Below are 24,375 nucleotides of genomic sequence, written 5' to 3'. Positions count from 1 at the left end.
GACCGTATTCATCATTCCTCTACAATTGTTGAAGTATGTCATCACCAAACTTTCTAACTAGAGACCAACGTCGTCGTGTAAGCTTTAGATTTTCTTATAATTCGAGCTTAAAGACTTACTTATGATGACTAGCATCTTTCGGAATAAACTGATGTCCTGGAGGTAATTTCATTAGATAGGTTTGATGAAACAATCTTACAAATAAGAGGTTGATTCCACCAGAATTAGTTTCTAGAAACCACTCACCGTCTATACTCTGCATCAAACCCTGGCGCAGCTCTCCATCCAAGATCTTCACTGGATTCTTACTTGTATCAAATTTAATACTTCCATATGGTGTTTGATATGTAGCGAGGTTACCGCTAATACTCACATCCCCTGTTTGCACAGAAATCGGAACATTCATAGGAAAGGTGTTCATTATGGCCATCTCCCAAAGTAAGGCTCAAACCAGGTTCATTTTAGAATATACAGAATTTAAAGTAAGAGTAAAATTTTAAAGCGCTTGTTTTAACCTTCTAAAAATCACACTTCTCTTAAACCATTCATTTATTGTCTATATTAAATTCAATAAAACCCGAGAAATTAATCAAGCCTAGATATTTACCCTGTCCTAGACAGAACAGTTTTATCACAAATATATGCAGTTTCATAAATCATTTACAACCTGATAAATCAAGTTGAAAAGCACTTAAAAATATAACTATTCTTAGGCTAAAATTTTGATTAATTTCTATGATTCAGTTGAACAAATTTAGCCTAACTTATATTGAATAAGTATTGTAGTCTTAGTACATGCAACCTTGTCACCTAGCCCTCTTTCTAGATGAAGCACAGCATTGCTGAGGTTTTTATAATCAAACTAAACCTTATTCAAAATCTGTTTATGACGATCGGTGTACATGGCGTTGTTGTGCCCTTCCTATAAACGTAATGCATAGTGATAGAAATCTTCATCCTTGATGTATCCACGTGATACGTAAAGCGATCGCGCTGCAATGTTAGATATTTGCGTTGCTAAAACAATTCGGACAGCTCCTGTTTCTCGTGCAAACTCCTCTGCCGCATTCATCAACAACTGTGCAACTCCTTTTCCCCGGTAGGCTTCCTCTACAAACAAATCATTCAAAATCCAAACCCGTTTCATCGATACTGAAGAGAAACTAGGATAAAGCTGGGTGAACCCAAGCATATTCCCTCTATCACTAGCTAAGAAGATAGTAGAATCATTTTTCTGCAATCGCTCTTGAAGAAACTTCTTAGCTGCTTCCATGTCTGAGGGTTGCTGATAAAAAACGCGATATTTATCAAACAATCTCGATACTTCCTCAAGATGTTCCAAGCGAGCCAAAATAACTTCCATCTTTTATCCTTAGCACTTACCGTGGCGTGTACCTATCACTTGTACAAAAACTACTATAAGACAAACTATAATAGTAGCAATATCAAAACAACAGCTAAAATCCAGGCTAATGGCAACCACCATCTTGCCTGCCTCATACCATCTCTCATGGCACGGTTGAAATGAGGCTTTTCAGCGCTGTATAGGCAAACTGCAACTAACATATTGAGGATGCTTCTGCCAGGAGCTAAAAAACGTATATTGTAAGCAGAAGTAAACATTTCAATAGCTAGAAATACTACTGATAATATGGCGATCGTTCTACCTCGCCACAAATAGCCGCGTCGGAATATATTAATGCTGTATAAAAGTGTACCAATTTGAAAGATGGCATCTTGGCAAATATTTGTTCAGCACGGTCTCGCACCCACAAGCTATACCCCAAGAAATTAATATGTTTAGTCATTCCAAGGCTCTGCCGAACTTAGTAAAAATAGAATTCCAAAGCTGATTTATCAATTTGAGGTATCACAAAATCTCTAATGTTTATTTTTTTGCTGAATCTGCTGCGTTAAGTTGAGTAATCGGTATATCTAGCCAATTGCTCAACTCCTGAGCCAACCAGTCAATCTCTGGGTTCGTTAGACTGCCTCGATCCCCCAATTGAAATTTCCTTGTTCCAGCCCAAATAGTGATCTGAGGAAAGACTGTCGCACTATCTCCTTCGAGATCTGTGTTGTAAAAAAGATGTGCAACTTCAATCTTCATAATTTTTTGCCGGGCGTAGGTAAGAGGTGGTGTGCATCTTAATCCGAGAAACTCACAAACCAAGAGGATTTCTGATTGATTGATGCGAAGCCTGACTTGCCCTAATAAAGAAAAGAGAATATTCCAAGTTAGCCAAAGACCAATACCCAAGTGGCCGATGCAAAATAAAGCTGAGAACCAGCCGCCACTACTCCAGGTTGCCAGCGAGGTACTGTACCACAACACCAGAAAAGAGTTCCAGGGGATTGCAAATCCGATCATCGGTAATAGCCCCCAGTGAAACCACCGTGGTGGAATTAAAATTTCTAATATTTGATCGGTATTTATAACTTCGACTTTGCTACCAGCAGGTTTCTCAGTACCTGTCGACGAGGGATGTCTCAGTAGAGCAGATATTTCTAAGGTTTCCAGCGCCTGCTTTGCAGATTTAAGGCGTAACTCTACGTTAGGTTCTGTCATCCACTTGAGCCAATTCCTTAGAGGCAAGCTGAGGTTGCTTCTATCCTCAAAGTGAATTTGCATCTTTCGCTGTGGTAGTTGGTCCGGGTGTTGACCTGTTGCTAGATAAATCAACGTTGCTCCTAAAGCATATAGATCAGAAGCAAGCGTTGTTTGTCCTCCGAATTGTTCTAGCGGCATGTAACCATAGGTACCAACAATTGTTTTGGTTCCATCTCGAACTGCTGTTTGGACAGAACCAAAGTCAATCAGGTAAATCTGTCCAGGACTATGACCGCTACGATCGCCTAACAAAATATTGCTGGGTTTAATATCTCGATGCACAACCGCAGGCTGGCGGCTATGGAGGTAGTCTAAAATTCCCAGAAGTTCTTTCGCGATCGCTTTGAGTTCTGCCTCGCTAAAAGTTCGTCCAGACTGTACCCAATCCTGTAAAGGCTTCGCCTCAATGTAAGTTTGAACCAGCGCAAAACCCTTGCTTAATTCAGTTTCGACGTCAAAGTAGTCAAGATATTTAGGGATAGCTGAATGATTCAGGGATTTGAGGACTTCCGCCTCTCGTTCAAAAAGTTTTAGATCTTGCCAAGTAAAGTTAGGGCCAAAGAGCAGTACTTTGACGACAACAGGTAACCATGTTTGCAAATCCTTTGCTAGAAATGTTCTGCGATTAGTTTGATGGCCTAGCAGAGATTGAATGCGGTAGCGATCGCACAAAACTTGGTTAACGAGTTGATCCATTGCTTTAGGAACGTAGCAGGGCGAAGAATTCAGCTAAATGTTTGTCTGTTCATTCGCCAACTGTTTCGCTTTTTGCAACAACTCGTTACATTTTGTCCTGAGGCTAGTGAAGAGTGGTCAATCAAGAGAAGCTTATTCCGCGCTTCGTTGCCACCAAGGTTGTTTTAAGCTGGGGAATCGTTGCATTGCCTGACTGAGCAATGAATTGACTGCCTCAATAGGAGGTAAAAGTCCATCTACCGTGATGACATTTTCTTCGGGGCTAATGAGGTCAAAGGCAGCGATTTGGCCTTGCAGCATGACAGACTGCATATAGTGATTTTGTCTTTGAGTGAGACGGCGCTCTAGTTCTATATGCGGTACTTCAAGGTAAACCAGTTGGACACGCCCTAAAGCGGCTAGCTGTTTGCGGTAGGAGAGTTTTAGGGCAGAGCAAGTAATGACTGTCTCACGGTTGCGATCGCCAGCGCGTTGAATATCATCCTCAATTTCTAAGAGCCATTGGCGGCGGTCTGCGTCGTGCAAAGGTTGGTGGGAGAGCATTTTGAGGATGTTGGTCTGGGGATGGCGGCGATCGCCTTCGAGGAAATCACATTCTAGGCGCTCGGATAGCAATCGCCCTACTACCGTCTTCCCTGATCCAGCTGCCCCCATCATGATCCAGACCAATGGACAGTCGTTCATTTCTGCCTCACAACCTGAAGTTAGACACGAGTAAATAACAGGTTAAATACCTTAGTGGTGTCGCAATATTGGTTGGGTTCTAGCTTAACTAAATTGGGTGAACTGGCTTGCATTAAATAAGCGTCATATCCGAGCGATCGCATCCATTCTCGCAGTTCAGTTTCGTTGGTTCCCATTTGCTGTAAACCGAAACGGTTAACTTCAGAAATAATGTAAGGAACTTGATGAGTTTTCAGGATGTTTATACTACCCTTCAAAACTTGCAGCTCTGCGCCTTCGGTGTCAATTTTAATCATCTTAGGCGGGATAGAATTTTGGTCAGCCAAGGCTTCGTCTAACGTGGTAACATTAACCTTCTTTGTTGCTTGACTCATTCGACTTTTTTGATTAAATTGGTGCGCTCCCACATTCCACAAAGCATGACCACCATCATTATCTAAATTGACAAAAAACTGGGCTTCTTTTGTTTCAGCTCCTAAAGCAACATTAAAAACCTTGAGATTTGAAAGGTGATTTAGTTCAATGTTTTCTAAAATCTTTTTGTAATTCGCCGACTCCATTTCAAAAGCCAGCACACTACCCGAACCACCAACCAAAGTAGCTGCTAAAAGAGAGAAATAGCCCACATGTGCCCCAATATCAATAAAGCGATCGCCGGGACGCAGCGTTTGAATCAAAAAATCAGAAACTTCTGTTTCATACAGCTTGCCAGCGCTAAAACGCGACAGCATGAGTTGCTGGGTATATTTCTCCGCATCCAAGTACAGCTTTAACTGTTTGGTTTCTTGGTTACTAGTAATCGTTAAGTTCACCACTTGGGTTTTAGTGGGCGAAACGGCAGGTTGACTGGTAGGGGCGATCGCGCCATTGACATCGTTGAAGATCGTAGGCCGACCAATCGGAGACAAGCCAGGTTGCAGAGTCACAGGACCATGCATGACTGCGGCAATTCTGCGAGCATCGGCTTCTCGATAAGGAGCTGTTCTGCCAAACAAATCCATGTCTCGTCGCACCGCAGGCTTAAGGTTTCCTTGGGAGTCCACCTGCTTGAATTCGTAAGTGGAATCAATTTCAGCCTTGCCATAGCCCCAATGCAAATGCTCCGTCAACACATCGGGAATGTAGTGCAAGCGCCCGACTTGCTTGGCAATATCCATAATCCACAGGTCATCATACAAACACTCAAAAATGCCTGTAATGAAGTAGCCCAACGTTAAACACCATTTGCGGCTGACAATGGGGAAGGTGCATAGCTTCTCGCCCCAATGACCTTCGTTGAACCACATGCAAAAAATCTCATCTGGGAATTTTGCGGTTTCTTGGTCGAGCCGCGTATCCCACCCCGCGTCGTTATAAATTTGGTCATCAGCGGCCATGACTAGCAGATCGCCTTGGGAAGCAGCCGCCAAGGCATTCCAGGCTTTAGAAACCCCAATTGGCTCGTTGACCATCAAGAAGCACTGTTTTAAGCGGTTGAGTTCTGTTTTATGAGCTTTCAGTTGCTCCACGTAGTCCAGCTTGGTGGAGTCATCGGTATCTACATAAAATAAAACCTCGACTCTTTCCGGATGGTGCGCGGTTTTCAGCACACTTAAGACGAGACGGAGGGCTTTATCAGGTCGTCCTCGCGTGGGGCAAAGCAAGGAGATCGTTTTCAGTGGCGTTGACATGCTCAAGATCCTCGATCGGGCAAAATTCTAGGGGATTAGCAAAGTGGGGCAACTCACTTTAGCGAGTGGCAGAGGCTCAAGCCATTCGTTTAACTCAACTACAGCTAGCCTCTATTTCTCTTGATCATTCCCAACATAATGTCTATCTGAAAGCGCAACTCAGCTTTTGTGAGGCAATCTGGGACCGAGTTTTGAGATTGAGCTTTGAGATACGGGGGCGGGTAGGGAATGCTGGAGTCGGTGTAGCGTTAAAGTTACAGACTTGAGATGAGACAGTTTTGCAGGCAAGATTCAGTGGAACAAGGCATTGGGCGGTATGGTGAATATTTCTGAAGCTTCGGCGATCGCACTCCAACATTTTCAGGCCAAGCGGTGGTCTGAAGCTGAGCAAATCTATCGGCAAATTTTGCAGCAGCAACCCAACCAAGTTGAGGACCAAGTTGAGGCTCTGTCTCAGTTAGGGCTGATTGCTCAACAGCAGGGGCAGATTCAAGCGGCAACTCAATATTGGCATCAAGCAGCAACTCAATATTGCCAACTGGCTCTGGCCTGCTTCAACCGTCGCCAACTCGATCAAGCGATTACTTACTACCAGCAAGCGCTAGCCCTGCAACCTACTGCCCCTGACATTCATACCAACTTAGGTAATGTTTACCAAGATTTGGGCCAAGCGGAAGCCGCGATCGCCTCTTACCAGAAAGCTCTAACTCTCAAGCCCGATTCGGCTGAGGCCCACAACAACCTCGGCAATATGTACAAACGCCAAGGTCAGTTGGCAGAAGCCAGCACCCACTACCAGCGAGCAGTAGTGCTACGCCCTGACTTGGCCGAAACCTACAACAACTTGGGCAACGTGCTCAAAGACCAAGGACGGATGACGGAGGCGATCGCGGCTTATCGGCAGGCGATCGCGATGAAACCCGGTTTGATGGAAGCGAAGAGTAATCTGCTGTTCTCGCTGCACTACGACAGCACCCACGACCCGGAGACAATTTTTGCTGAGCACAAACGCTGGGCCGAACAGTATGCCGAGCCGCTGACTCAAGCGGCGACGCCACACTTAAATGATCGAACTCGCGATCGCCGTTTGCGGATTGGTTATGTCTCCCCAGACTTTAACGCCCATCCGGTGGGATTTTTCATCGGCTCTGTACTCGCGGCTCACGACCGTGCTAACTATGAGGTGTTTTGTTACGCTAATCTACTGGCCGCTGATGGCTTGACCGAACAATTTCGCCGCTTTGCCGATGGGTGGCGCGACATTATTAGCCTTAGTGATGAGCAAGTAGCCCAGTTGGTCCGCCAAGACCAGATTGATATTTTGGTGGATTTAGCGGGACATACGGCTGGCAACCGCATTTTGGTGTTCGCTCATAAACCTGCACCGATCCAAGTAACTTATTTGGGTTATCCCAACACCACAGGCTTGTCAGCGATCGATTACCGCCTCACCGATACTTGGGCCGATCCCGTAGGAGTGGCTGATACTCGTCACACCGAGAGCTTAGTGCGTCTACCCCGTGGCTTTCTCTGCTACCAAGCAGCACAAAACGCTCCAACTGTAGAAGCATTACCCGCGCTGACGAAGGGATACGTGACCTTTGGCTCGTTTAATAACTTGGCCAAGGTGACACCAGAAGTGATTGCAACTTGGGCCAATATCCTCAAGGCCGTACCCCAATCTCAGATGGTTTTGAAATACAAAGCTTTGACTGATGCGGCTACTCGTCAGCGCTTTCATGATTTGTTCGCTCAACATGGCGTGACTAGCGATCGCGTCCACCTACTGGGGCACGTCTCCTCTTTTGCCGAGCACTTGGCCCTTTATCACCAAATCGACATTGGCCTGGACAGTTTTCCCTACAACGGCACTACAACTACCTGCGAAGCTTTATGGATGGGGATTCCGGTGATTACTCTGGCTGGCAAAAGTCATGCAGCTAGGGTGGGGATGAGCTTGTTAGCCAATCTAGGGCTGACCGATTTGATTGCTGTGTCTTCAGGCGAGTATGTAGCATTGGCCAAACGTTTAGCCGAAGACCGCGATCGCTTACGCTTTCTCCGATCCAATTTGCGCTATCTGATGTCGCGATCGCCTCTAACAAATGGGCGCGGTTTTACTCAAACCCTCGAAAGCCTGTATCGGCAAATGTGGCATCGCTGGTGTGACGCGCCAAGCAAGCCGTAGTTTCCTTTCAGAACCGTGTTTACCGACAGCTTATGGACGCTTGAATCTTTGTCAAAGATTTTATCCGCTCGGTAAAAATACGGTTGTAGCTCAGGCTGATTCTTTCGATAAATGAGTGAAGTTGATTGTACAGCCATACCCCTGCCTCTCTATGACTGCAAATTCTGGATCACCCTCAGAACCCCCCAAAGGACAAGGATTTAAAGTAACCCTAACTCAGGGCATTATTGGTGCTGTCTCGCTGGCTGGTACGACTGCCATTCCCCTGATAGTCAATCGGTATCTAGCTCCTCCAACTGCCGCAGAAAGCCCCGCTCCAGCCGCTCAAGTATCGCCTGCGCCAGCTACAACTCAGGCATCGCCTTTAGCGGTTCCTGCTGCGGCTCCTGGTCAGGTAGTTCCAGGACAGACAGTCCAAACGCAAACCGGAAGCGTCATGCAACTGCCAGTAGAGCCCGTAGAAGGCAAAAACCGCAAAAAGAAAAAGCACGACTAGGCTCAAGCAATCAAGCCGCAAATTGCTACAAGGCTTCTCTCAAAGGGTGCATCACAACTAGTTTGCAGAAAATTTGAGCGTTGGAGGTGGGTGTCAAAACTCACCTCTTCGTGTTTTTAAGGCACCTTCGGGATGAGTACCTGTTGACCTCACTGCCCCAAATAAGCCTCCAATACTTCCGAGTTGGTTTGGATTTCACTAGGACTGCCCACTGCCAAATTGCGGCCTTCTGCCAAAACCCAGACACGATCGCACAGCGACATAATCACGTCCATGTTGTGCTCAATAATCAAGAACGTCAGCCCTTCACGATTCCAGGTGGTAATGTGTTCGCAGATTTGGTTGATTAGGGTAGGATTCACGCCAGCCGCAGGTTCGTCCAGCAAAATCAGTTTGGGCTGTACCATCAAAGCACGCGCCATTTCTAGTAATTTGCGCTGACCGCCGGAAAGCGCTCCTGCATACTCATGGGTCATATGCGTCAAGCCTACCGACTCTAAAATGGCGTAGGCTCGCTCTTTCAACTGCTTTTCTTCCTTAGCCACCTGGCGAAACTGCAAGCAAGCGCTCCAGAAATTTTCTCCCGTCTGATGTTGAGCCGCCAGCAGCATATTTTCCAACACCGACAGCCGGGACAACACCCGCGCTACCTGGAAAGTACGAATCATGCCTTGCTGAGCAATTTGGTGGGGTTGCAGTTGCTGGATCGGTTCACCATCAAAAATCACCCGCCCCTGATCCGGTCGGATGAAATTAGACAGCAAGTTAAACAACGTTGTTTTACCCGCACCGTTGGGGCCAATCAGCCCAGTAATACTACCCTGAGCCACCTCGATCGCGGCATTATCCACGGCTTTGATGCCGCCAAAGCTCTTGGAGAGGCCACTTGCTGCTAAAAGGGGAACCTGAAGTGAGGGTCTCCGGTCTTCCACCTCGGTCAAGATTTCTTCTAAGCCTTGCTGCGGCACTGCTTCCGGCAAAACATCGGGAGACTTGGGATCATCGACCAAGGGTTAATTCCTCCTTCTTACCTAGAATGCCTTGGGGTCGCCACATCATCACGACAATCAAGATCAAGCCAATGATCATGACGCGGAATGCGCCTAATCGTGCATCATCTAGCGGCACAATGTCTTTCAGGACAAACCGCGTCAACGTGTTGTAGGCCCAGAAAATTGTCCCACCCAGCAAGGTGCCGACGTTATTCCCAGCGCCACCCAAAACGACAATCGTCCAAGCTTGGAAGGTAATCAGGGGAATAAAGCCGTCAGGGTTAATGAAGGTGAGTTGCCAAGCATAAAAGGCTCCGGCAATTCCGGCGATCGCGCCCCCTAGCATTAGGGATTGCAACTTGTACCAAAACACATTTTTACCTAGCGCTTTGGCGACTTCCTCATCTTCTCGAATCGCCTTCAACACGCGGCCCCAAGGCGATCGCACCAGCCACTCTAACAAGCTAAACAAAATCGCCAGCACCACCACCAGCAACAACATCAGCCCTGCCTTGTAGGAGTAGTTGTAGAGGGCGTTTGCGCCAATGCTATACATCCACAAGCCTAAAATCGAGCACAAGGAGACGCTAAACAAAGCCAAACCTGCGGCCCATTCTGACAAGCGAGCCACTAGGGTTTTAGCGATCGCGATGTAAACCCAGCCTACCCCAACCAAAGCGATCAACAGGCCCAAGCCTAACAACTCTGGCGAAAGGGCACGGCTTAGTTTGAGTTGTTGCATCACAACTCCGACTCCTCCTAGGAGCAAGACAAGTGAGCCTGTATAGCCACCCCAAACCAACGCATTTCTAATCGCGGCGGGACGAGACACTGTCTTGAGGCGTTGCTGCACCCACTGCCAAAGCTTCCAGTAGGCCAAACCCACCACCACCGTCAGCAGGGCAATCATGCCGCCTCTCGTGAAGGCATTCGGGTTGAATTTGTCCAGCGGCAGGGGATAGCCATACACACCCCGCGCGCCCCGAGTCAGCCACTCTTCATTCAGGGCTACGAGTCGCACCACTTCAGACACGCCGATCGTGACGATGGCTAGGTAGTCTTCTCGTAAGCGGAGGGTAGAAAAGCCGATCAACAAGCCTAGCAAGGCAGCCAGAGCCGCACCAGCTAAGACCGCAATGGGTAGGGGTATCCCAGTTAGCGTCAGTAAAACGGTGGTATAGGCTCCGACCGTCATAAAGGCAACATGGCCAAAGTTGATCAGACCTGTAAAACCCCACTGCAAATTCAAGCCCAAGCCAAAGAGAGCATAGGTTGCAGTGAAAATAATTAACTGGACAATGTAGCCTTCCATGCCAAAGTTGACAGCAGCAATAGGGGAACAGAAATCGTGGAATCGGTGGAGTCTGAGTCGAGCGATCGCCCTAGCGCCCTAAAAAGTTACAGCAACCAGGGGGAAGCTAGGCAATCGGATTGTACCGCAGTCCGAGAGCAGACAAGTATCAAGGGCAACTTACACCTCCTGATCCTTCAACCACTTCTCATACAAATCGGGGCGGCGATCGCGAGTGCGTTGAATTTGCTGTTCTTGTCGCCAGCGATCGATTTCAGCATGGTTTCCAGAGCGCAAAATGGCTGGCACTTCCCACTCGCGAAACACGGCGGGTCGAGTGTAGTGCGGATAATCGAGTAGACCCGCTTCAAAGCTTTCCGCCTTGAGGGATTCCTCTTTACCCACCGTTCCAGGTAGCAAACGCACCGTACCATTCAGCAGCGTCAGCGCTGGAATTTCACCACAGGTCAGCACAAAATCCCCTAACGACACCTCACGAGTCACGAGGTGCAAGACTCGCTCATCTACTCCTTCGTAATGGCCACAAATCACCACCAGTTGGTCATAATTCGTTCCCAACTCCTGAAACATCGCCTGATTCATCGTTTGACCTTGGGGCGTCATTAAGATCACCTCTCGCCTTGGTAAAACAGGCAGGGACTCCACCGCCGCAAAAATTGGCTCTGGCTTCATCAACATGCCAACCCCACCCCCGTAGGGTTCATCATCCACACGTCGATGCTTGTCAGTCGCAAAATCACGCGGATTTGTGAGATGCACCGTAGCAATTTCTTTCGCTAAAGCCTTGCCCAACAAGCCCGAACTCAGCGGTGACGTAAAGAAGTCAGGAAACAAAGTAACAATGTCGAATCTCACAAAACCCTAACTTTTGAGAATGCAAATCTTGCCAAGACTGCTGACTATACCCTGAAACTGGCGCATACTTCTGATCGAGAGAGGCATTTGGCGATCGCTAGTGGTTAGTTCTCATGCCACCTTAAGAGCCGTCAGAAGAAATTAGGCAGTGATTTCTGAATTTCTTAAATTATGTTTAAATAATCTGACATTATGCCTATATTAGTTAAGCTCCAGGGTTAAAACTGCATGGCACTGGATGAACAGAAGCGGCATCCCTATTTCAATCAATCGGTTACTGGAGCGTCTGGTTCATTTTATGTCCAGGAGTAGCGTCGTGCCGCAGCTAGAATCTCAAACCCTCAAACAACAGATGCCTCAGTCCACGAAAACCGCTGTGATGATTATTGGGGGAGCGGAAGATAAAGTTCACGGCAAGGAAATCTTGACTTCCTTTTTTCATCGGTCGGGCGGTACAGATGCTCGGATTGCCATCATTCCCTGCGCCTCGCGAGAACCCGCCACGATTGGCGAACGGTACCGCACCATTTTTGAAGACATGGGTGCTAAGGCGATTGAAGTCCTAGATATCCGCGAACGAGAGCAATGTGAGGACTCCCTGTGGCGTGCTTTTCTAGAAAGCTGTACAGGCGTGTTCATGACTGGGGGTGATCAGTTGCGGCTCTGTGCGCTGTTGGCAGACACAGAATTGATGGCAGAAGTGCGGCGACGGGCCGTGAAAGGTGAGATCACGCTGGCAGGGACTAGTGCTGGGGCAGCGGTCATGGGGCATCACATGATTGCTGGCGGTGGTAGTGGTGAGCATCCCAACCGCTCGCTGGTAGACATGGCTACTGGGTTGGCCATCATCCCAGAAATTATCGTGGATCAGCATTTCCATAATCGCAATCGCATGGCCCGACTGATGAGTGCGATCGCGGCTTACCCGGATAAGCTGGGCATCGGCATCGACGAGGATACTTGTGCCCTATTTGAGGGCGATGGCTTGCTACATGTCCTGGGCAAAGGTTCTGTGACTGTCATTGACCCTGTTGATCTGAACTATACGAACCAACCCGATGCAGATGCGACAGAGCCACTGAGTATTCATAACTTGCGGGTGCATATCCTCAGCTATGGCGATCGCTACCAGCTCTACCAACGTCGGATCATGTCTCGCGAACCATAAAATCAGATTCCTGCGAACCTCTGGCTTAATGCTGATTTTGAAAAGCATTCAGCCTGAATTTGTCATACCCGAAGGTAGTCTCGGCTCCCCATCAGTTACCTTAGTATTGACTTCATGCTAGCCAGCAACTCTCAAACTTTTTTAACTAAAACTGCTCAATATGAACAGTTTTGCAGGTTCTTAAAGCTTGAAACTGCAAAGAACAGCTATCAGGTCAAGAGCTAAGCTTTGACTGGTTTTGCTATGTCGATTGTTTTTTGTATTGGTATGCTGATTTTATTGGGTAAATACCAGCCACCCTGGTAATACAGCGGCAGTTCCTCGATCCTCTACCTCAAAAAGAGCCAAGTAGTTCAGGCGATCGCTGCTACGCTGTTTTTTAAGTTTGACTCTAAATCTGCTGAACTTTGACTTGTTTTAATTTGTTGTAATTCATACTGGCAGAGATTGTAGTTTATCGAGCACCAAACTGTTCTTGGTAAACAATTTGAGGTTTATTGAAGCGAGAAACTGGATAGTTGCTTCCTTAAAGTCACCTCAACTCGTTATTGCATCTGCGTCCTCCCCACCCCCGAATACCCTCGGATAGCGTTATGAAAATACTCAAGATCCAGACACTACGCGGCCCTAACTACTGGAGCATTCGTCGTCATAAGCTGGTCGTGATGCGTTTAGATTTGGAGGACTTGGCAGAAAAGCCTTCCCACCAAATTCCTGGGTTTTATGAGGGGTTGGTGACAGCATTGCCCAGCTTAGACGATCACTTTTGCTCGCCAGGATGCCGGGGGGGATTCCTGAGCCGAGTCCGCGAAGGCACCATGATGGGGCATATCGTGGAGCATGTGGCTCTGGAGCTACAAGTGCTATCGGGTATGGAAGTTGGTTTTGGCCGCACCCGGGAAACGGCTACCTCTGGCACTTACCAAGTGGTGATCGAGTACTTAGATGAGCAGGCAGGTCGTTATGCCGCTAGAGCAGCAGTGCGCCTGTGCCAAAGCATTGTAGAAACGGGGAGCTATCCTAAAGTTGAGCTAGAACAAGACTTGCAAGACTTGCGAGCTTACTGGGCCGATGCTTCGTTGGGTCCCAGCACCGAGTCTTTGGTGCGCGAAGCAGAAGCGAGAGGCATTCCTTGGTTGCCAATTCCGGCTCGCTCCATGATTCAACTGGGGTATGGGGCGCATCAAAAACGGATTCAAGCAACCTTAAGCAATCACACTGGCATTTTAGGCGTAGAGCTGGCTTGCGATAAGGAAAGTACCAAGCAGATTCTTCACGAATCCGGTGTACCTGTGCCACGGGGTATTGTAATTAATTACATGGACGAGCTGGAAGAAGCCGTAGAGCAAGTCGGTGGCTTTCCGATTGTCATCAAGCCGCTCAATGGCAATCATGGGCGTGGCATTACGCTCAACATCGACTCCTGGAAGATGGCCGAAGAAGCCTACGATGCGGCCAAGGAAGTGTCGCGATCGCTGATCGTGGAGCGATATTACACAGGGCGCGACCATCGTGTATTGGTAGTAAACGGTAAACTCGTGGCCGTGGCTGAGCGCGTCCCCGCCCATGTGGTGGGTGATGGCCGCTCCACCATCGAACAATTGATTGAGTGGACTAATCAAGACCCCCAACGGGGAGAAGGTCATGACAATGTTCTGACCAAGATCACGGTCGATCGCACGAGTTGGAAGCTGCTAGATCAGCAAGGCTATACCCTGCAAACCGTACTGCCTCTGGGAGAAGTTTGCTATCTGCGGGCCACAGCCAACCTCAGTACTGGGGGGATCGCGATCGATCGCACCGATGATGTCCACCCAGAAAACATTTGGCTGGCCCAACGAGTTGCCAAAATCATTAACCTGGATATTGCTGGCATCGACATTGTTACCTCCGATATTTCGCGACCGCTGCGCGAAACCGGCGGTGTAATTGTTGAAGTCAACGCTGCTCCTGGCTTCCGGATGCACGTTGCGCCCAGCCAAGGTATTCCTCGGAATGTGGCAGAGTCGGTGATTAATATGCTGTTTTCACCTGGGGCTCCTAGCCGCATTCCCATCATTGGGGTTACGGGCACCAACGGCAAAACTACCACGACCCGTTTGATTGCTCACATCTTTAAGCAAACCCAGCGCGTCGTGGGCTACACCACCACTGATGGCATCTATATCGATGATTATTTGGTGGAAAAGGGAGATACCACTGGGCCTCAAAGCGCCCAACTAATTCTGCGAGATCCCACTGTGGAAGTAGCAGTTCTAGAGTCCGCGCGTGGCGGCATCTTGCGCTCTGGCTTGGGCTTCGATGCCTGCGATATTGGCGTGGTGCTCAATGTTGCGGCTGACCACATGGGGCTAGGAGACATTAACACGCTAGACGACATGGCGCGGGTGAAAAGCGTGGTGGCAGAATCCGCCATGCCCAACGGCTACGCGGTGCTGAATGCTGATGATCCTCTCGTTGCAGGCATGGCTCGTAATGTCACAGCCCAAGTAGCTTACTTTGCCATGAATCCTGACAACGAAATTGTCCGGGCTCATGCTCAGCAAGGAGGTCTAGCCGCCATCTATGAAAATGGCTATCTATCGATTCTTAAGGGTGACTGGACGCTCCGCATCGAGCAAGCCATCCATGTGCCGCTGACAATGGGGGGACGTGCGCCCTTCATGATTGCCAATGCTCTCGCTGCAAGTTTAGCGGCGTTTGCACATGGGGTCAGGATCGAAGACATTCGTGCTGCCTTAATGAGCTTCCAAGCTTCAGCTGACCAAACACCAGGACGAATGAATTTGTTTGACCTCGGTCACTACCATGCCTTGGTGGACTATGCCCACAATCCTGCCAGTTACGAAGCACTAGGAGGCTTTGTGAAGAATTGGACGGGAGAGCGGATTGGTGTAGTCGGAGGACCAGGCGATCGCCGCAATGAGGATTTTGTCACTCTGGGTAGACTGGCAGCGGATATGTTCAATCGCGTGATCGTCAAGGAAGATGACGATACTAGAGGGCGAGCCAGAGGCGAAGCGGCGGAATGGATTTGCCGAGGGCTGGAAGCAGCCAACCAAAGATGCCCTCACGAAATCATTCTGGATGAAACCAAAGCCATCAACTCTGCCCTCGATCGAGCTACACCAGGGAGCTTGGTTGTCATTCTGCCAGAGAGCGTGACTCGCGCTATTCAGTTGATTGAGGCCCGAAACCCGGTGGGCCATACCACAGCCACCCAGACGGCAGATCAGAATGGAGCCAGTACGTTGACCAATGGTCAAACTGTGAACGTCGCTTCAGTTGAGGTGGGCCAGTCCAACTCAGGCACAGCTCAAACAGAGTCTCAGTCTGCCTACACTTTTTAGAGTTTCAGTTTCCCCGGAGAGAGGTTAAACACATCTAGACAGTTGTCTGTGAGCTGTCTAGATGTGTTTGTTTTTGCTCTAAAAATTAGGGTTTGGCTCGGGCTGGTTATTCTTGATCTAAATCTGTAACATCATTCTCAGCATCAGGTTTTTGGACTTCTTCCTTAAACCCCCGCAGCGTTTTGCCTAGGGCACTCCCTAGCTCAGGAATTTTCTTGGGACCAAAAATCACAATTGCCGCGATCGCAATAATCGCTACTTCCGGCCATCCTAAACCAAACATAGCCCTCTCCCTCTCCTGTCAACCATGCTTCACTCATTAACTATAGACGGGAGGAACGTCCGGTTTTGCAGAACTCCTCGATTTAGATGGATTAGGATTTGGTGAGCGGAATCTTGAGCCAAGTGCTGAGTTCATAGGCTAGCCAATCTAATTCTGCCGCTGTGAGAGATTGCGGCTCGCCTAGTTCATATTGCTGAGAGCCGACTGCGATCGCCAGCCTGGGCGCATCACCAGATTTTGTGTAGGTCACGCTGCGAATCTCTTGTCTACGCCCCACTTGAGGCCGCCCCTTGGATAGCCCCAACCGCTTTTGAGCTAGTGAGATTTCTTGGGCATCGATCCGCAAGCGAACTTGGCCTAATAAGGCTGGCATAATGATTTCCAAAGCATTAGCATCTTTGTTCAGCATTACTTTGCTGTCAGGGGGTTTAGCCACCACTGCCACCGCTGCATTGCGAGTTTGGTCTTGTTCGAGGGCTTGTAAAGCAGCCTGAGCCGAAGTGAGCCGCCGCTCTAAGCTGGATTCGGTCATCCAACTGAGCCAATCGGCAAAGGCTGGACTCAAATCAGCCACTTGACCAAAATCAATTCGGGAACCACGCCGAGGCAAGCTAGAAGGGTGAGTGCCTGTGACCAAAGTGATCAAGGTTGCCCCCAAACTGTAAAGGTCAGATGCCGCGATCGCCCTGCCACTGAACTGTTCTGGCGGCATATAGCCATAGGTGCCGACCACTGTAAAGTTGGTATTCTCCTCCGGCGTTGCAGCCCTGACTGAGCCAAAATCTACTAAATAGACTTGAATCGGGCGATCGCCAGAGGTATCGGTGAGCAAAATATTTTTCGGCTTGATGTCTCGGTGGATTACGGGGGGTTGCTGACCGTGGAGGTAAACCAAAATTTCTAGCAGTGCTTTGGCAACTTGCTTTGCTTGGGCTTCAGTCAAGGTTTTGCCACCTTGAAGCAAGGTTTCCAAAGATTTCCCATTCACATAGGTTTGGATCAAAGCAAAGCCTTTACCATTGCGGAGGTTCAGCTCAAAGGAATTAAGGTATTGCGGAATCGCCGGATGGGACAGGTTCTTGAGCGTGTCGGCTTCGCGCTCAAATAACTTCAAATCGTCCCATTCAGTTTCATTATCAAAGGACAGCAGCTTGATCACCACAAAGCCCTGAGTTTGCAAGTCACGAGCGAGGAGGGTTCGTCGCCCTGAGTTCTTACCCAGTTGCTTTTGGATCTCGTAGCGATCGCCTAAAACTGGATTTGGCATTTTCTTCCGCCGTTATTGCCCTTAGAAATTCTTATAGCTTTGAATTCGTGCCCAAAGCAAGCTGATATTCTGAACCTACGGCAGCATTCTTTAACAACTTCCAGTTTTTACCATGTCAGCGACCTCAACCCCCTCCCTCCGCGAACAACAACATCCTTTAATCCGTCAACTCGCAGACGCGATCGAGTCTGTTTGGCAGCGCCATTTGGATTTATCTCCTTATCCTTTCCCGTCTGAGTTGGGGTATGTCGAAGGGCGACTAGAAGGGGAAAAGCTGGTGATTGAAAATCGCTGCTACCAAACTCCTCAATTCCGGAAGTTGCACTTAGAATTGGCACGGGTTGGGAGCAATCTTGATATTTTGCATTGCGTCATGTTTCCTCGCACCAATTACGCTCTGCCTATGTTCGGCACCGACTTGGTAGGGGGTCGAGGACAGATTAGCGCCGCGATCGCAGATTTATCCCCACTCAACGCCGACCGAACTCTTTCGGAGGCATATCGCACCGCCTTGTCAGCCCTACCCAATCCTGAGTTTTCCCAAGCTCGGGCTTTGCCAGACTGGGGAGATATTTTCTCGAATTTTTGTCTGTTTATTCGCCCTGGCAGCGCTGAAGAAGAACAACAATTTCTCAGCCGAGTCGAAGGTTTTTTAACAGTTCACTGCCAACAGGCGATCGCGGCTACTCCAGTAACTCCAGAGCAAGAAACCGAAATTCTTCAGGCTCAACGGTACTACTGCACCAAACAGCAACAAAACGACAAAACCCGCCGCGTCCTTGAAAAAGCTTTTGGCGTAGATTGGGCAGACTATTACATGACCACTGTCTTGTTTGACTGCGCCTAAGCAACTCTGGCAACCTCCGAGAGCGCTTGGCGAAACACAGCAATAAGCGTGGGTTGCGATCGCTAAAAGGAGATGCCATCGTGCTACAGGGCAATCAGCCTACCGCCTGGCAATTTGATGCCAGGGACGCCTATGTACCTATCACCTATGAGGGAGCCGTAGTTGGGCTTTGCAAGCCTGACTATGCGGCTCAAATTGCCGCAGCCATGAACCAAGACCGCAAGTTGCGCCAGGCCTTGTATTTGGCCTGCTATGACTTGGTTAGCCGCTCCGGGGGACACAACAGCCAGATTGACGGCTTGGTGCAGAAGTACTTAAATAAAACCGAGCCACCTAAGCAAGGAACAGCACTCATTGCGACCCTCCTCAAGCATCGCCAAGCTGAACTTGATTTGAACGATGATGAGTTCGCTCGCTTTTGTGACTCTTATCGGCTCTCCTACGGAGAACTGAAGAATATTTGGGTCGGCAAAGACATAGAACAACGCCAACTGGGACCTTTGGCAAGGATTCTCGGCCAATCAATTGATGAAGTAATTGAAGCTTGGAAAGGCCCAGATGAAGATGATTGATGACTTTGCTATCAATCTCTTACATTGTTGCAAAGCACATCATGCTTTGCAGGATGAAAAGCGTCTAGTTAACTTCTAGCTAACGAATTAATATATTTTGAAATCCTTAAAGTCACCTATCAAAGATGACTTTAAGGATTTATGGAGTCTGGTATAGCAAATATAAAACCCACCTATATGCAGCAATTAAAAAATATTAGCTGGGTTAGCTGATGAAGCTTGATCGATGATCAAGATAGTGGGGCTTCTAGAGCGCGATCGCCACTGCTATAACTTTCTATGACTTTTAGCGATGCGCTAAAGTGCGGTTAGTCCGGAAAGTAACGTTCGTGCCATCAGTCGTTTGCTCTAGCACCAACATCGGCGTAGGCTTCGCTTTCTGATCCCAATGAATTTGAGCAATGCGACCCTGAATGGTAGGTTGCCAGGTGTCGTTCTCCTCATGGGCAGGGCTGAGGTAGGTTTCTAAGCAGTCAATAATTTGGCTAATTGTGACCGAGGTGGGCTGAGTCGGCAGTTTCGTCAGCTTGATTTGAATCCGGAACAACACCCGCTTCGTGCCCTTTGGCAGGTCGCCCGGTTCGTATTCCACATCAAACACTTCATCTACAGCCCGACCTGCACTGGCAATTCCTACAGCACCCTGCTGGGCTTGGCTGGGTCGTAGAGCTAGGGAAATTTTTTCTTTAACTTTAATTTTAATTTGATTGACGATGGCAAAGTGGAAGACCTCTTCAGCCATCCGCATGCGCAGGTAGTCTAGGTTAAATTCTCTGGAGTGAATTAGGTCGGGGTTCTTTTCCATCTTGCCGATGGTTTCCAGAGCCATCTTCAGCTTCTTCTGCATCTCCTTATTCTTCAAGTCGGCAAATCGCACCTGCTTTTGCAACTTACTGGCTTGCAAGTGAGAATAAACTCCTAACCCAACCAATAGGAGAAACAACCCGCCAGTGGTCATCATCCACGGCTGCATAGCACTATCATCAGGCTGCACAGGCTGAGGGGGAGGCACAGCCACTTTGGTTTTAACGGTTTTGACAGGTTTCGCAGTCTTGACAGGAGCTTGAGCCAACCAAGGTTCTATGAGAAAAAGAGGGGTTGACATAGTAAATCCAGGCCCAACGGTGACTTCTATTTTCAGAGTGCCCCGAAGCGGGGCTGTTGCATCACAAGCCGCAGCGAAAATACAGGTATCTAAAAATACTAGCGGAGCCAACGGGCTCGGTAGCTGCGAGCATCAATGTGGCTGAGATAGGGGAAGCTAGCGTATCGGCCTAGCCCCCCTGGCCACCAGGAATCTAGGAACCAGTAGAGCTGATCGCCTGTAAGCCCGTCGCAATAAAAGTCGATCGCGTCCCCAACAATATGGCGGCTGTTAGACACACCACCGACTCTAGCATTGATTTCTGGGGGGCGGTACCAACTAGTGACCTGGAAAGGACGACCAATCCGCTCCCGGGCTTGTTGCGCTAGACGAGCAATGCGGACAATCGCATCGACTGTGGTTTGGTCAGGGGGCATGCGAGTGCCGCCGTGAGTGGCCTCAGCCCAGCTAAAAGTCCCATTGGGAATGATGGAGGCATAGAGCTGAATATTGCCAGGAGTCCAGCGGACAGGACGCTTGGGCAAGATCAACGGTTTCGGTTTGGGGGGGGCTTCTGGAGCATCTCGACGCGCTTGCTGCATCCGCCTCACATCTTCAAACAGCGATCGAATGGTTTGGTCACGAGTAGTTAACCCGCGCCAAAGCTGCACCAAACGAATTAATGCTTCTCGTTGCTCTTCAGTTTCTTGATACTCACCGGGAATCCGCTCAATGAATTCGAGCAGTTCGCGATCGAGCTGAGTCGCTGCATCGGTGAGAGCAGTTTTATTGGTAGTGCTAGCAGACAATGTGTTTGGGTTAATGCCTAATGCAGCCAGAGCCGTGGTGCGGGAATCAAGACCCCGCCACAGCCGAAAAGCTTCTGTTAGAGCATTTCGTTGCTCTCCTTTACCTTGGTAGTACTGTGGCAAACGCTGGGCAAAAGCAACTAGAGCAGGATCAAGGATTTTTAATCCTGGCTCTGGGGAGGTGTCTTTTTCTAGAGAGGCGATCGCGGCTTCCCGGGAATCAAGTTGTCGCCATAGTTGAGTCAGGCGAACTAAAGCTTCGCGCTGATGAGGGTAGCCTGAATAGTTACGGGAAATGCTTTGCATAAACTGAATCAGCGCTTTGTCTAGGTAAGACTCGTCTACGGATTCAGGGTCAGCATCAACGGGCGTTTTCAGGTTGAGAGAGGCGATCGCAGCCTCACGGGAATCGAGTTTGCGCCAAATCCGTAGGGCTTCTAGAAAAGCATCTCTTTGGTAAGGCAAGCTTCTGTAATAACTAGGTAGGCGATCGACTAAAGTCAGTAGTGCACTGTCTAGGTAAGCCAGGTTTTGTGGCAACCCTTCGGCTTTGAAGTCAATGGCTAAATCGTCCAGGTAAGCTTGCAGCAGAGCTTGAGGGTTTGAGGATTCTAGGCGGGCGGAGGCTTCATTATTGGCTGGCGGTGTATAACCTGCTGCTACAGCTTGAATAAATCTGTTACCGTATCGCCCTGCTTCCTTACTCCATAGGTCAGTGGCTTTCCAGCCTTGGGCTACCAAGCTATCGGTGATGCTGCGAATTGTGTTAGCGGCATATTGCACTTGAGCCGCAAAAGTATTGACTTGCCCGAGGGGAATCCGGTTGGCAGGTGCAATCCCTAGCCCAGTTTCGCCATCTTCCAGCGTTGGCTTACCTTGAACCTGATAAAGTGCTGCCAGGATGGGTTTATGAATTCCGGCTCGTTCTGCCTCTAATAAGTAAAGGTAGTTGCGCTGGTCTGGTGTCAGTTTTGCCATAAGCTACAGCACTTAATTGACCTAATCATTACAGTTACTAACCAAAATGCCTTTAACGCTACTGTCTCAGGCTTTAGTCGCTAATTCCCTTAAGAATGTTTGCCTAGTGGCCACCGACATGGACGGCACACTGACGCAGAATGGCAAATTTACGCCCACCTTACTACAAGCTTTGGAGCAGTTAGCTGCGGCGGAAATCCAAGTTTTGATTGTCACTGGGCGATCGGCAGGTTGGGTGGGTGGCTTGGTCAATTATTTGCCCATTTGGGGAGCGATCGCGGAAAACGGTGGTATGTTTTACGCTAGCCAAACTGAGACTCCAATCGCGTTGGTGACGATTCCTGATTTGGCCTTGCATCGCCAAAAGCTGGCCCAAACTTTTCAGCGCCTACAAGCCGATTTTCCGCAACTACAAGAATCTGCCGACAATCGTTTTCGCGTCACAGATTGGACATTTGATATTCAGAAGCTGAGCTTACCGGACATTCAAGCCATTAATGCCTACTGCCAAGATCAAGGCTGGGGTTTCACCTACAGCAATGTCCAAGGTCACATCAAGCCAATTGAGCAGGACAAAGCGACCGGGTTACACCAAGTTCTAGGTCAGTACTTTCCTGAGCACACGGCTCAGCAGGTCGTCACAGTGGGCGATAGTCCCAATGATGAAAGCTTGTTTGATGCTGACCAGTTTCCCCTATCCGTGGGGGTCGCTAATGTTAAACACTATGCGGATCAACTCGTGCATCAACCGACTTACATCACACCAGAACCAGAAGGTGGAGGATTTTGTCAGCTCGCTGATTGGCTATGTGGGCATTAAAAATTTTTAATTAGAGCTTTTAGGTTGAGAAGGCTCATCACTAGAGCTAGTACCCTCCTCGGAGGCAACAGGCATTACCAAGACTTTATCGACGCGGTTTCCATCCATATCCATCACTTCAAAGCGTAGCCCTTGCCAGTCAAAGTGGTCTGCGGCGGTGGGAATGTGGCCTAGATGCATGACTACAAAACCACCTAGCGTATGATAGTTACCTTTTTCTTCTCCAGGAATTTTATTAATTTCTAGAATGTCTTTGAACTCATCCACTGATAGCATTCCGTCTAGCAGCCAAGAGCCATCCTCACGCTGGACGGCGTAGGGTTCCTCTAAGTCCTCAACTGAAGGAATGTCACCGACGATCGCCTCTAGGATGTCATTGAGGGTCACGAGTCCTTGAATCACTCCATACTCATCCACGACAAACGCGATATGAGTACTGGATTTCTTGAACAACTCTAGAACTGAAAGGGCGCGAGTACTCTCTGGAATAAACAGCGGTTGGCGTAAGTTAGTAGCTAAATCGATTGGTTCTCCAACTAGACTCCGTACTAGCAAGTCATTGACATGCAAGACCCCCAAGACGCTATCGATACCACCCTGACACACCGGAAACCGGGAATGCACTCCTTCCGTGATTTTCTGACGGTTTTCTTCTGAGGAGTCTTCTAGGTCAAGCCAGACAATATCGGGGCGGGGTGTCATCAAGCCATTAGCGCGGCGATCGCCCAAGCGAAACACCCGCTCCACCATGTCTTGCTCAACTTCTTCAAAGGTGCCCGCTTCAGTTCCTTGTTGCAGTAAGACTTTGATTTCCTCTTCAGTCACCATTGGCTCATCGGAGGGTCGAATGCTGAGCAATCGCATCACCATATCTGTCGAGGCGCTCAGGAGATGGACCACTGGCGCGGCGAACATTGCCAACATCCGCATGGGGCCAGCCACGGAGGAAGCCACTCTTTCTGGGTTGTTTAGCGCCAGTTGCTTAGGCACCAATTCCCCAATAATCAGGGTTAAATAGGTGACGATGACAATTGCTATACCCGAAGCGATCGCCTCTCGGTATGGAGCTAAGGCGGGGATCAAGGCGAAGAGCGGCCCAATTCTTTTAGCCAGCGTGGATTCCCCCACAGCACCAGACAGAATGACAATCAGCGTGATCCCAATCTGGACGGTTGCTAAGAATTGGTTTGGAGCACTTGCTAGGTCGAGGGCTGTGCGAGCTTTGGCATTCCCCTCATTGGCCATCTGCTGGAGTCGCACTTTGCGCACCGAGACGATCGCCATCTCCGAGAGCACGAAGACTCCGTTGGCAAAGGTCAGCAAGATAAGGATGAGGAAATCAAAAAGAAAAGAGGACATTCCTGAGTTGCCTGTGATTGTGGCGAATCGCGCCTAATGTCTTAAGTATCTTAATATTCAGAATCAAAGGTTCTAAACATTCCAAGACTCTAAGGTGCAGTTTTTGCCCAAGCTTAACAAGTATCAGCCAACACGATTGAAGCAAATATTGTTGCGATCGCCTCACCTCTCAACCATACAAGCAGATGCCGCCTAGCTTAGCTGCTTTGGCTTAGTCTTCTACAACTACCGTCCATAATTAAAGCCTCCGACCCCCTTCTGATGGGGAGCGGAGGCAGTTGTTTCTAGCGTTGTGGCACGTTAACTAAGTATCTCAGGAAATCAGATTAGACCC

20 protein-coding genes are annotated in these 24,375 nt (G+C 48.8%); 7 read left to right on the top strand and 13 right to left on the bottom strand.

Going from position 1 to position 24,375, the window contains the following annotated elements; all coding sequences use genetic code 11:
• Positions 1 to 115 precede the first annotated feature (115 nt).
• The 5 genes from H6F90_RS16040 to H6F90_RS16020 all read right to left on the bottom strand — a co-directional run bounded on the left by H6F90_RS16040 (position 116) and on the right by H6F90_RS16020 (position 5,661).
• A complete protein-coding gene (locus tag H6F90_RS16040) occupies positions 116 to 406 on the bottom strand; it encodes a hypothetical protein (RefSeq protein WP_190553390.1) in 291 nt (96 codons plus the stop codon).
• A gap of 516 nt (positions 407 to 922) precedes the next feature.
• Positions 923 to 1,363: a GNAT family N-acetyltransferase gene (locus H6F90_RS16035; protein ID WP_190553389.1), complete on the bottom strand. Its 441-nt coding sequence runs from the start codon at positions 1,361 to 1,363 to the stop codon at positions 923 to 925.
• 525 nt (positions 1,364 to 1,888) lie between these two features.
• Positions 1,889 to 3,307, bottom strand: coding sequence for a serine/threonine-protein kinase (locus H6F90_RS16030; RefSeq protein WP_190553388.1), 1,419 nt, complete (start codon positions 3,305 to 3,307; stop codon positions 1,889 to 1,891).
• A gap of 132 nt (positions 3,308 to 3,439) precedes the next feature.
• A complete protein-coding gene (locus tag H6F90_RS16025; protein ID WP_242024499.1) occupies positions 3,440 to 3,991 on the bottom strand; it encodes a gluconokinase in 552 nt (183 codons plus the stop codon).
• 20 nt (positions 3,992 to 4,011) lie between these two features.
• Positions 4,012 to 5,661 (bottom strand): FkbM family methyltransferase, encoded by a 1,650-nt coding sequence (locus H6F90_RS16020; protein WP_190553387.1) that lies wholly within the window; start codon positions 5,659 to 5,661, stop codon positions 4,012 to 4,014.
• Between the two features lie 316 nt (positions 5,662 to 5,977).
• On the opposite strand from H6F90_RS16020, the gene H6F90_RS16015 reads away from it, so the two are divergent.
• Both H6F90_RS16015 and H6F90_RS16010 read left to right on the top strand, forming a co-directional pair.
• The gene (locus H6F90_RS16015) at positions 5,978 to 7,849 is read left to right on the top strand and encodes a tetratricopeptide repeat protein (RefSeq protein ID WP_190553386.1); all 1,872 of its coding nucleotides are present in this window, start codon (positions 5,978 to 5,980) and stop codon (positions 7,847 to 7,849) included.
• Between the two features lie 151 nt (positions 7,850 to 8,000).
• Complete coding sequence (locus tag H6F90_RS16010; RefSeq protein ID WP_190553385.1) at positions 8,001 to 8,345, top strand: hypothetical protein; 345 nt, start codon at positions 8,001 to 8,003, stop codon at positions 8,343 to 8,345.
• A gap of 149 nt (positions 8,346 to 8,494) precedes the next feature.
• Here the strand turns inward: H6F90_RS16010 and H6F90_RS16005 are convergent, their stop codons facing one another.
• The 3 genes from H6F90_RS16005 to trmD form a co-directional block, all read right to left on the bottom strand.
• Positions 8,495 to 9,355, bottom strand: a complete 861-nt coding sequence (locus tag H6F90_RS16005) for an ABC transporter ATP-binding protein (protein WP_370588028.1) — start codon at positions 9,353 to 9,355, stop codon at positions 8,495 to 8,497.
• On the bottom strand, positions 9,345 to 10,649 hold the full coding sequence (locus H6F90_RS16000; RefSeq protein ID WP_190553384.1) for a branched-chain amino acid ABC transporter permease: 1,305 nt from the start codon (positions 10,647 to 10,649) through the stop codon (positions 9,345 to 9,347). The genes H6F90_RS16005 and H6F90_RS16000 overlap by 11 nt, the downstream gene beginning before the upstream one ends.
• Before the next feature lie 159 nt (positions 10,650 to 10,808).
• Positions 10,809 to 11,504 carry a tRNA (guanosine(37)-N1)-methyltransferase TrmD gene (trmD, locus tag H6F90_RS15995; protein WP_190553383.1) on the bottom strand — a complete coding sequence of 232 codons (696 nt, stop codon included), beginning with the start codon at positions 11,502 to 11,504 and terminating at the stop codon, positions 10,809 to 10,811.
• Between the two features lie 316 nt (positions 11,505 to 11,820).
• Between trmD and H6F90_RS15990 the strand changes: the two genes are divergently transcribed.
• Positions 11,821 to 12,672 (top strand): cyanophycinase, encoded by an 852-nt coding sequence (locus H6F90_RS15990; protein ID WP_190441210.1) that lies wholly within the window; start codon positions 11,821 to 11,823, stop codon positions 12,670 to 12,672.
• 593 nt (positions 12,673 to 13,265) lie between these two features.
• On the top strand, positions 13,266 to 16,022 hold the full coding sequence (gene cphA, locus H6F90_RS15985; protein ID WP_190553382.1) for a cyanophycin synthetase: 2,757 nt from the start codon (positions 13,266 to 13,268) through the stop codon (positions 16,020 to 16,022).
• Positions 16,023 to 16,128: 106 nt separating this feature from the next.
• Here cphA and tatA read toward each other — a convergent pair whose 3' ends face one another.
• Positions 16,129 to 16,305, bottom strand: a complete 177-nt coding sequence (tatA, locus tag H6F90_RS15980; RefSeq protein ID WP_190440918.1) for a twin-arginine translocase TatA/TatE family subunit — start codon at positions 16,303 to 16,305, stop codon at positions 16,129 to 16,131.
• Between the two features lie 91 nt (positions 16,306 to 16,396).
• On the bottom strand, positions 16,397 to 17,572 hold the full coding sequence (locus tag H6F90_RS15975) for a serine/threonine-protein kinase (RefSeq protein ID WP_190553381.1): 1,176 nt from the start codon (positions 17,570 to 17,572) through the stop codon (positions 16,397 to 16,399).
• Between the two features lie 112 nt (positions 17,573 to 17,684).
• Between H6F90_RS15975 and H6F90_RS15970 the strand changes: the two genes are divergently transcribed.
• A complete protein-coding gene (locus H6F90_RS15970) occupies positions 17,685 to 18,419 on the top strand; it encodes a phycocyanobilin:ferredoxin oxidoreductase (protein WP_190553380.1) in 735 nt (244 codons plus the stop codon).
• A 26-nt stretch (positions 18,420 to 18,445) separates the two neighbouring features.
• Positions 18,446 to 18,991 (top strand): hypothetical protein, encoded by a 546-nt coding sequence (locus H6F90_RS15965; protein ID WP_199295960.1) that lies wholly within the window; start codon positions 18,446 to 18,448, stop codon positions 18,989 to 18,991.
• Positions 18,992 to 19,277: 286 nt separating this feature from the next.
• Here the strand turns inward: H6F90_RS15965 and H6F90_RS15960 are convergent, their stop codons facing one another.
• Together H6F90_RS15960 and H6F90_RS15955 are read right to left on the bottom strand one after the other, a co-directional pair.
• Positions 19,278 to 20,096 carry a hypothetical protein gene (locus tag H6F90_RS15960; protein WP_190553379.1) on the bottom strand — a complete coding sequence of 273 codons (819 nt, stop codon included), beginning with the start codon at positions 20,094 to 20,096 and terminating at the stop codon, positions 19,278 to 19,280.
• A gap of 98 nt (positions 20,097 to 20,194) precedes the next feature.
• Positions 20,195 to 21,862, bottom strand: coding sequence for a D-Ala-D-Ala carboxypeptidase family metallohydrolase (locus H6F90_RS15955; protein WP_190553378.1), 1,668 nt, complete (start codon positions 21,860 to 21,862; stop codon positions 20,195 to 20,197).
• A 46-nt stretch (positions 21,863 to 21,908) separates the two neighbouring features.
• Here H6F90_RS15955 and H6F90_RS15950 point away from each other — a divergent pair, with 46 nt between their 5' ends.
• Positions 21,909 to 22,682 carry an HAD family hydrolase gene (locus H6F90_RS15950; RefSeq protein ID WP_190553377.1) on the top strand — a complete coding sequence of 258 codons (774 nt, stop codon included), beginning with the start codon at positions 21,909 to 21,911 and terminating at the stop codon, positions 22,680 to 22,682.
• Between the two features lie 6 nt (positions 22,683 to 22,688).
• On the opposite strand, the gene H6F90_RS15945 is transcribed toward H6F90_RS15950, so the two are convergent.
• A complete protein-coding gene (locus H6F90_RS15945) occupies positions 22,689 to 24,041 on the bottom strand; it encodes a hemolysin family protein (RefSeq protein WP_190553376.1) in 1,353 nt (450 codons plus the stop codon).
• Between the last annotated feature and the right edge of the window lie 334 nt (positions 24,042 to 24,375).

Origin of the sequence: Trichocoleus sp. FACHB-591, assembly GCF_014695845.1 — a bacterium.
Classification (GTDB): Bacteria; Cyanobacteriota; Cyanobacteriia; order FACHB-46; family FACHB-46; genus Trichocoleus.
This window is presented reverse-complemented; position numbering and strand designations above follow the sequence as displayed.

What these genes read in the sequence shown, in the direction of transcription:
- H6F90_RS16025 (WP_242024499.1), bottom strand. Translation starts at nt 3,991, where the DNA reads ATGAACGACTGTCCATTGGTCTGGATCATGATGGGGGCAGCTGGATCA.
- H6F90_RS16010 (WP_190553385.1), top strand. Translation starts at nt 8,001, where the DNA reads ATGACTGCAAATTCTGGATCACCCTCAGAACCCCCCAAAGGACAAGGA.
- H6F90_RS15970 (WP_190553380.1), top strand. Translation starts at nt 17,685, where the DNA reads ATGTCAGCGACCTCAACCCCCTCCCTCCGCGAACAACAACATCCTTTA.
- H6F90_RS16000 (WP_190553384.1), bottom strand. Translation starts at nt 10,649, where the DNA reads ATGGAAGGCTACATTGTCCAGTTAATTATTTTCACTGCAACCTATGCT.
- H6F90_RS15960 (WP_190553379.1), bottom strand. Translation starts at nt 20,096, where the DNA reads ATGTCAACCCCTCTTTTTCTCATAGAACCTTGGTTGGCTCAAGCTCCT.
- H6F90_RS16035 (WP_190553389.1), bottom strand. Translation starts at nt 1,363, where the DNA reads ATGGAAGTTATTTTGGCTCGCTTGGAACATCTTGAGGAAGTATCGAGA.
- H6F90_RS16015 (WP_190553386.1), top strand. Translation starts at nt 5,978, where the DNA reads ATGGTGAATATTTCTGAAGCTTCGGCGATCGCACTCCAACATTTTCAG.
- H6F90_RS16020 (WP_190553387.1), bottom strand. Translation starts at nt 5,661, where the DNA reads ATGTCAACGCCACTGAAAACGATCTCCTTGCTTTGCCCCACGCGAGGA.
- H6F90_RS16030 (WP_190553388.1), bottom strand. Translation starts at nt 3,307, where the DNA reads ATGGATCAACTCGTTAACCAAGTTTTGTGCGATCGCTACCGCATTCAA.
- H6F90_RS15955 (WP_190553378.1), bottom strand. Translation starts at nt 21,862, where the DNA reads ATGGCAAAACTGACACCAGACCAGCGCAACTACCTTTACTTATTAGAG.
- H6F90_RS15950 (WP_190553377.1), top strand. Translation starts at nt 21,909, where the DNA reads ATGCCTTTAACGCTACTGTCTCAGGCTTTAGTCGCTAATTCCCTTAAG.
- H6F90_RS16040 (WP_190553390.1), bottom strand. Translation starts at nt 406, where the DNA reads ATGAATGTTCCGATTTCTGTGCAAACAGGGGATGTGAGTATTAGCGGT.
- H6F90_RS15945 (WP_190553376.1), bottom strand. Translation starts at nt 24,041, where the DNA reads ATGTCCTCTTTTCTTTTTGATTTCCTCATCCTTATCTTGCTGACCTTT.
- H6F90_RS15975 (WP_190553381.1), bottom strand. Translation starts at nt 17,572, where the DNA reads ATGCCAAATCCAGTTTTAGGCGATCGCTACGAGATCCAAAAGCAACTG.
- tatA (WP_190440918.1), bottom strand. Translation starts at nt 16,305, where the DNA reads ATGTTTGGTTTAGGATGGCCGGAAGTAGCGATTATTGCGATCGCGGCA.
- cphA (WP_190553382.1), top strand. Translation starts at nt 13,266, where the DNA reads ATGAAAATACTCAAGATCCAGACACTACGCGGCCCTAACTACTGGAGC.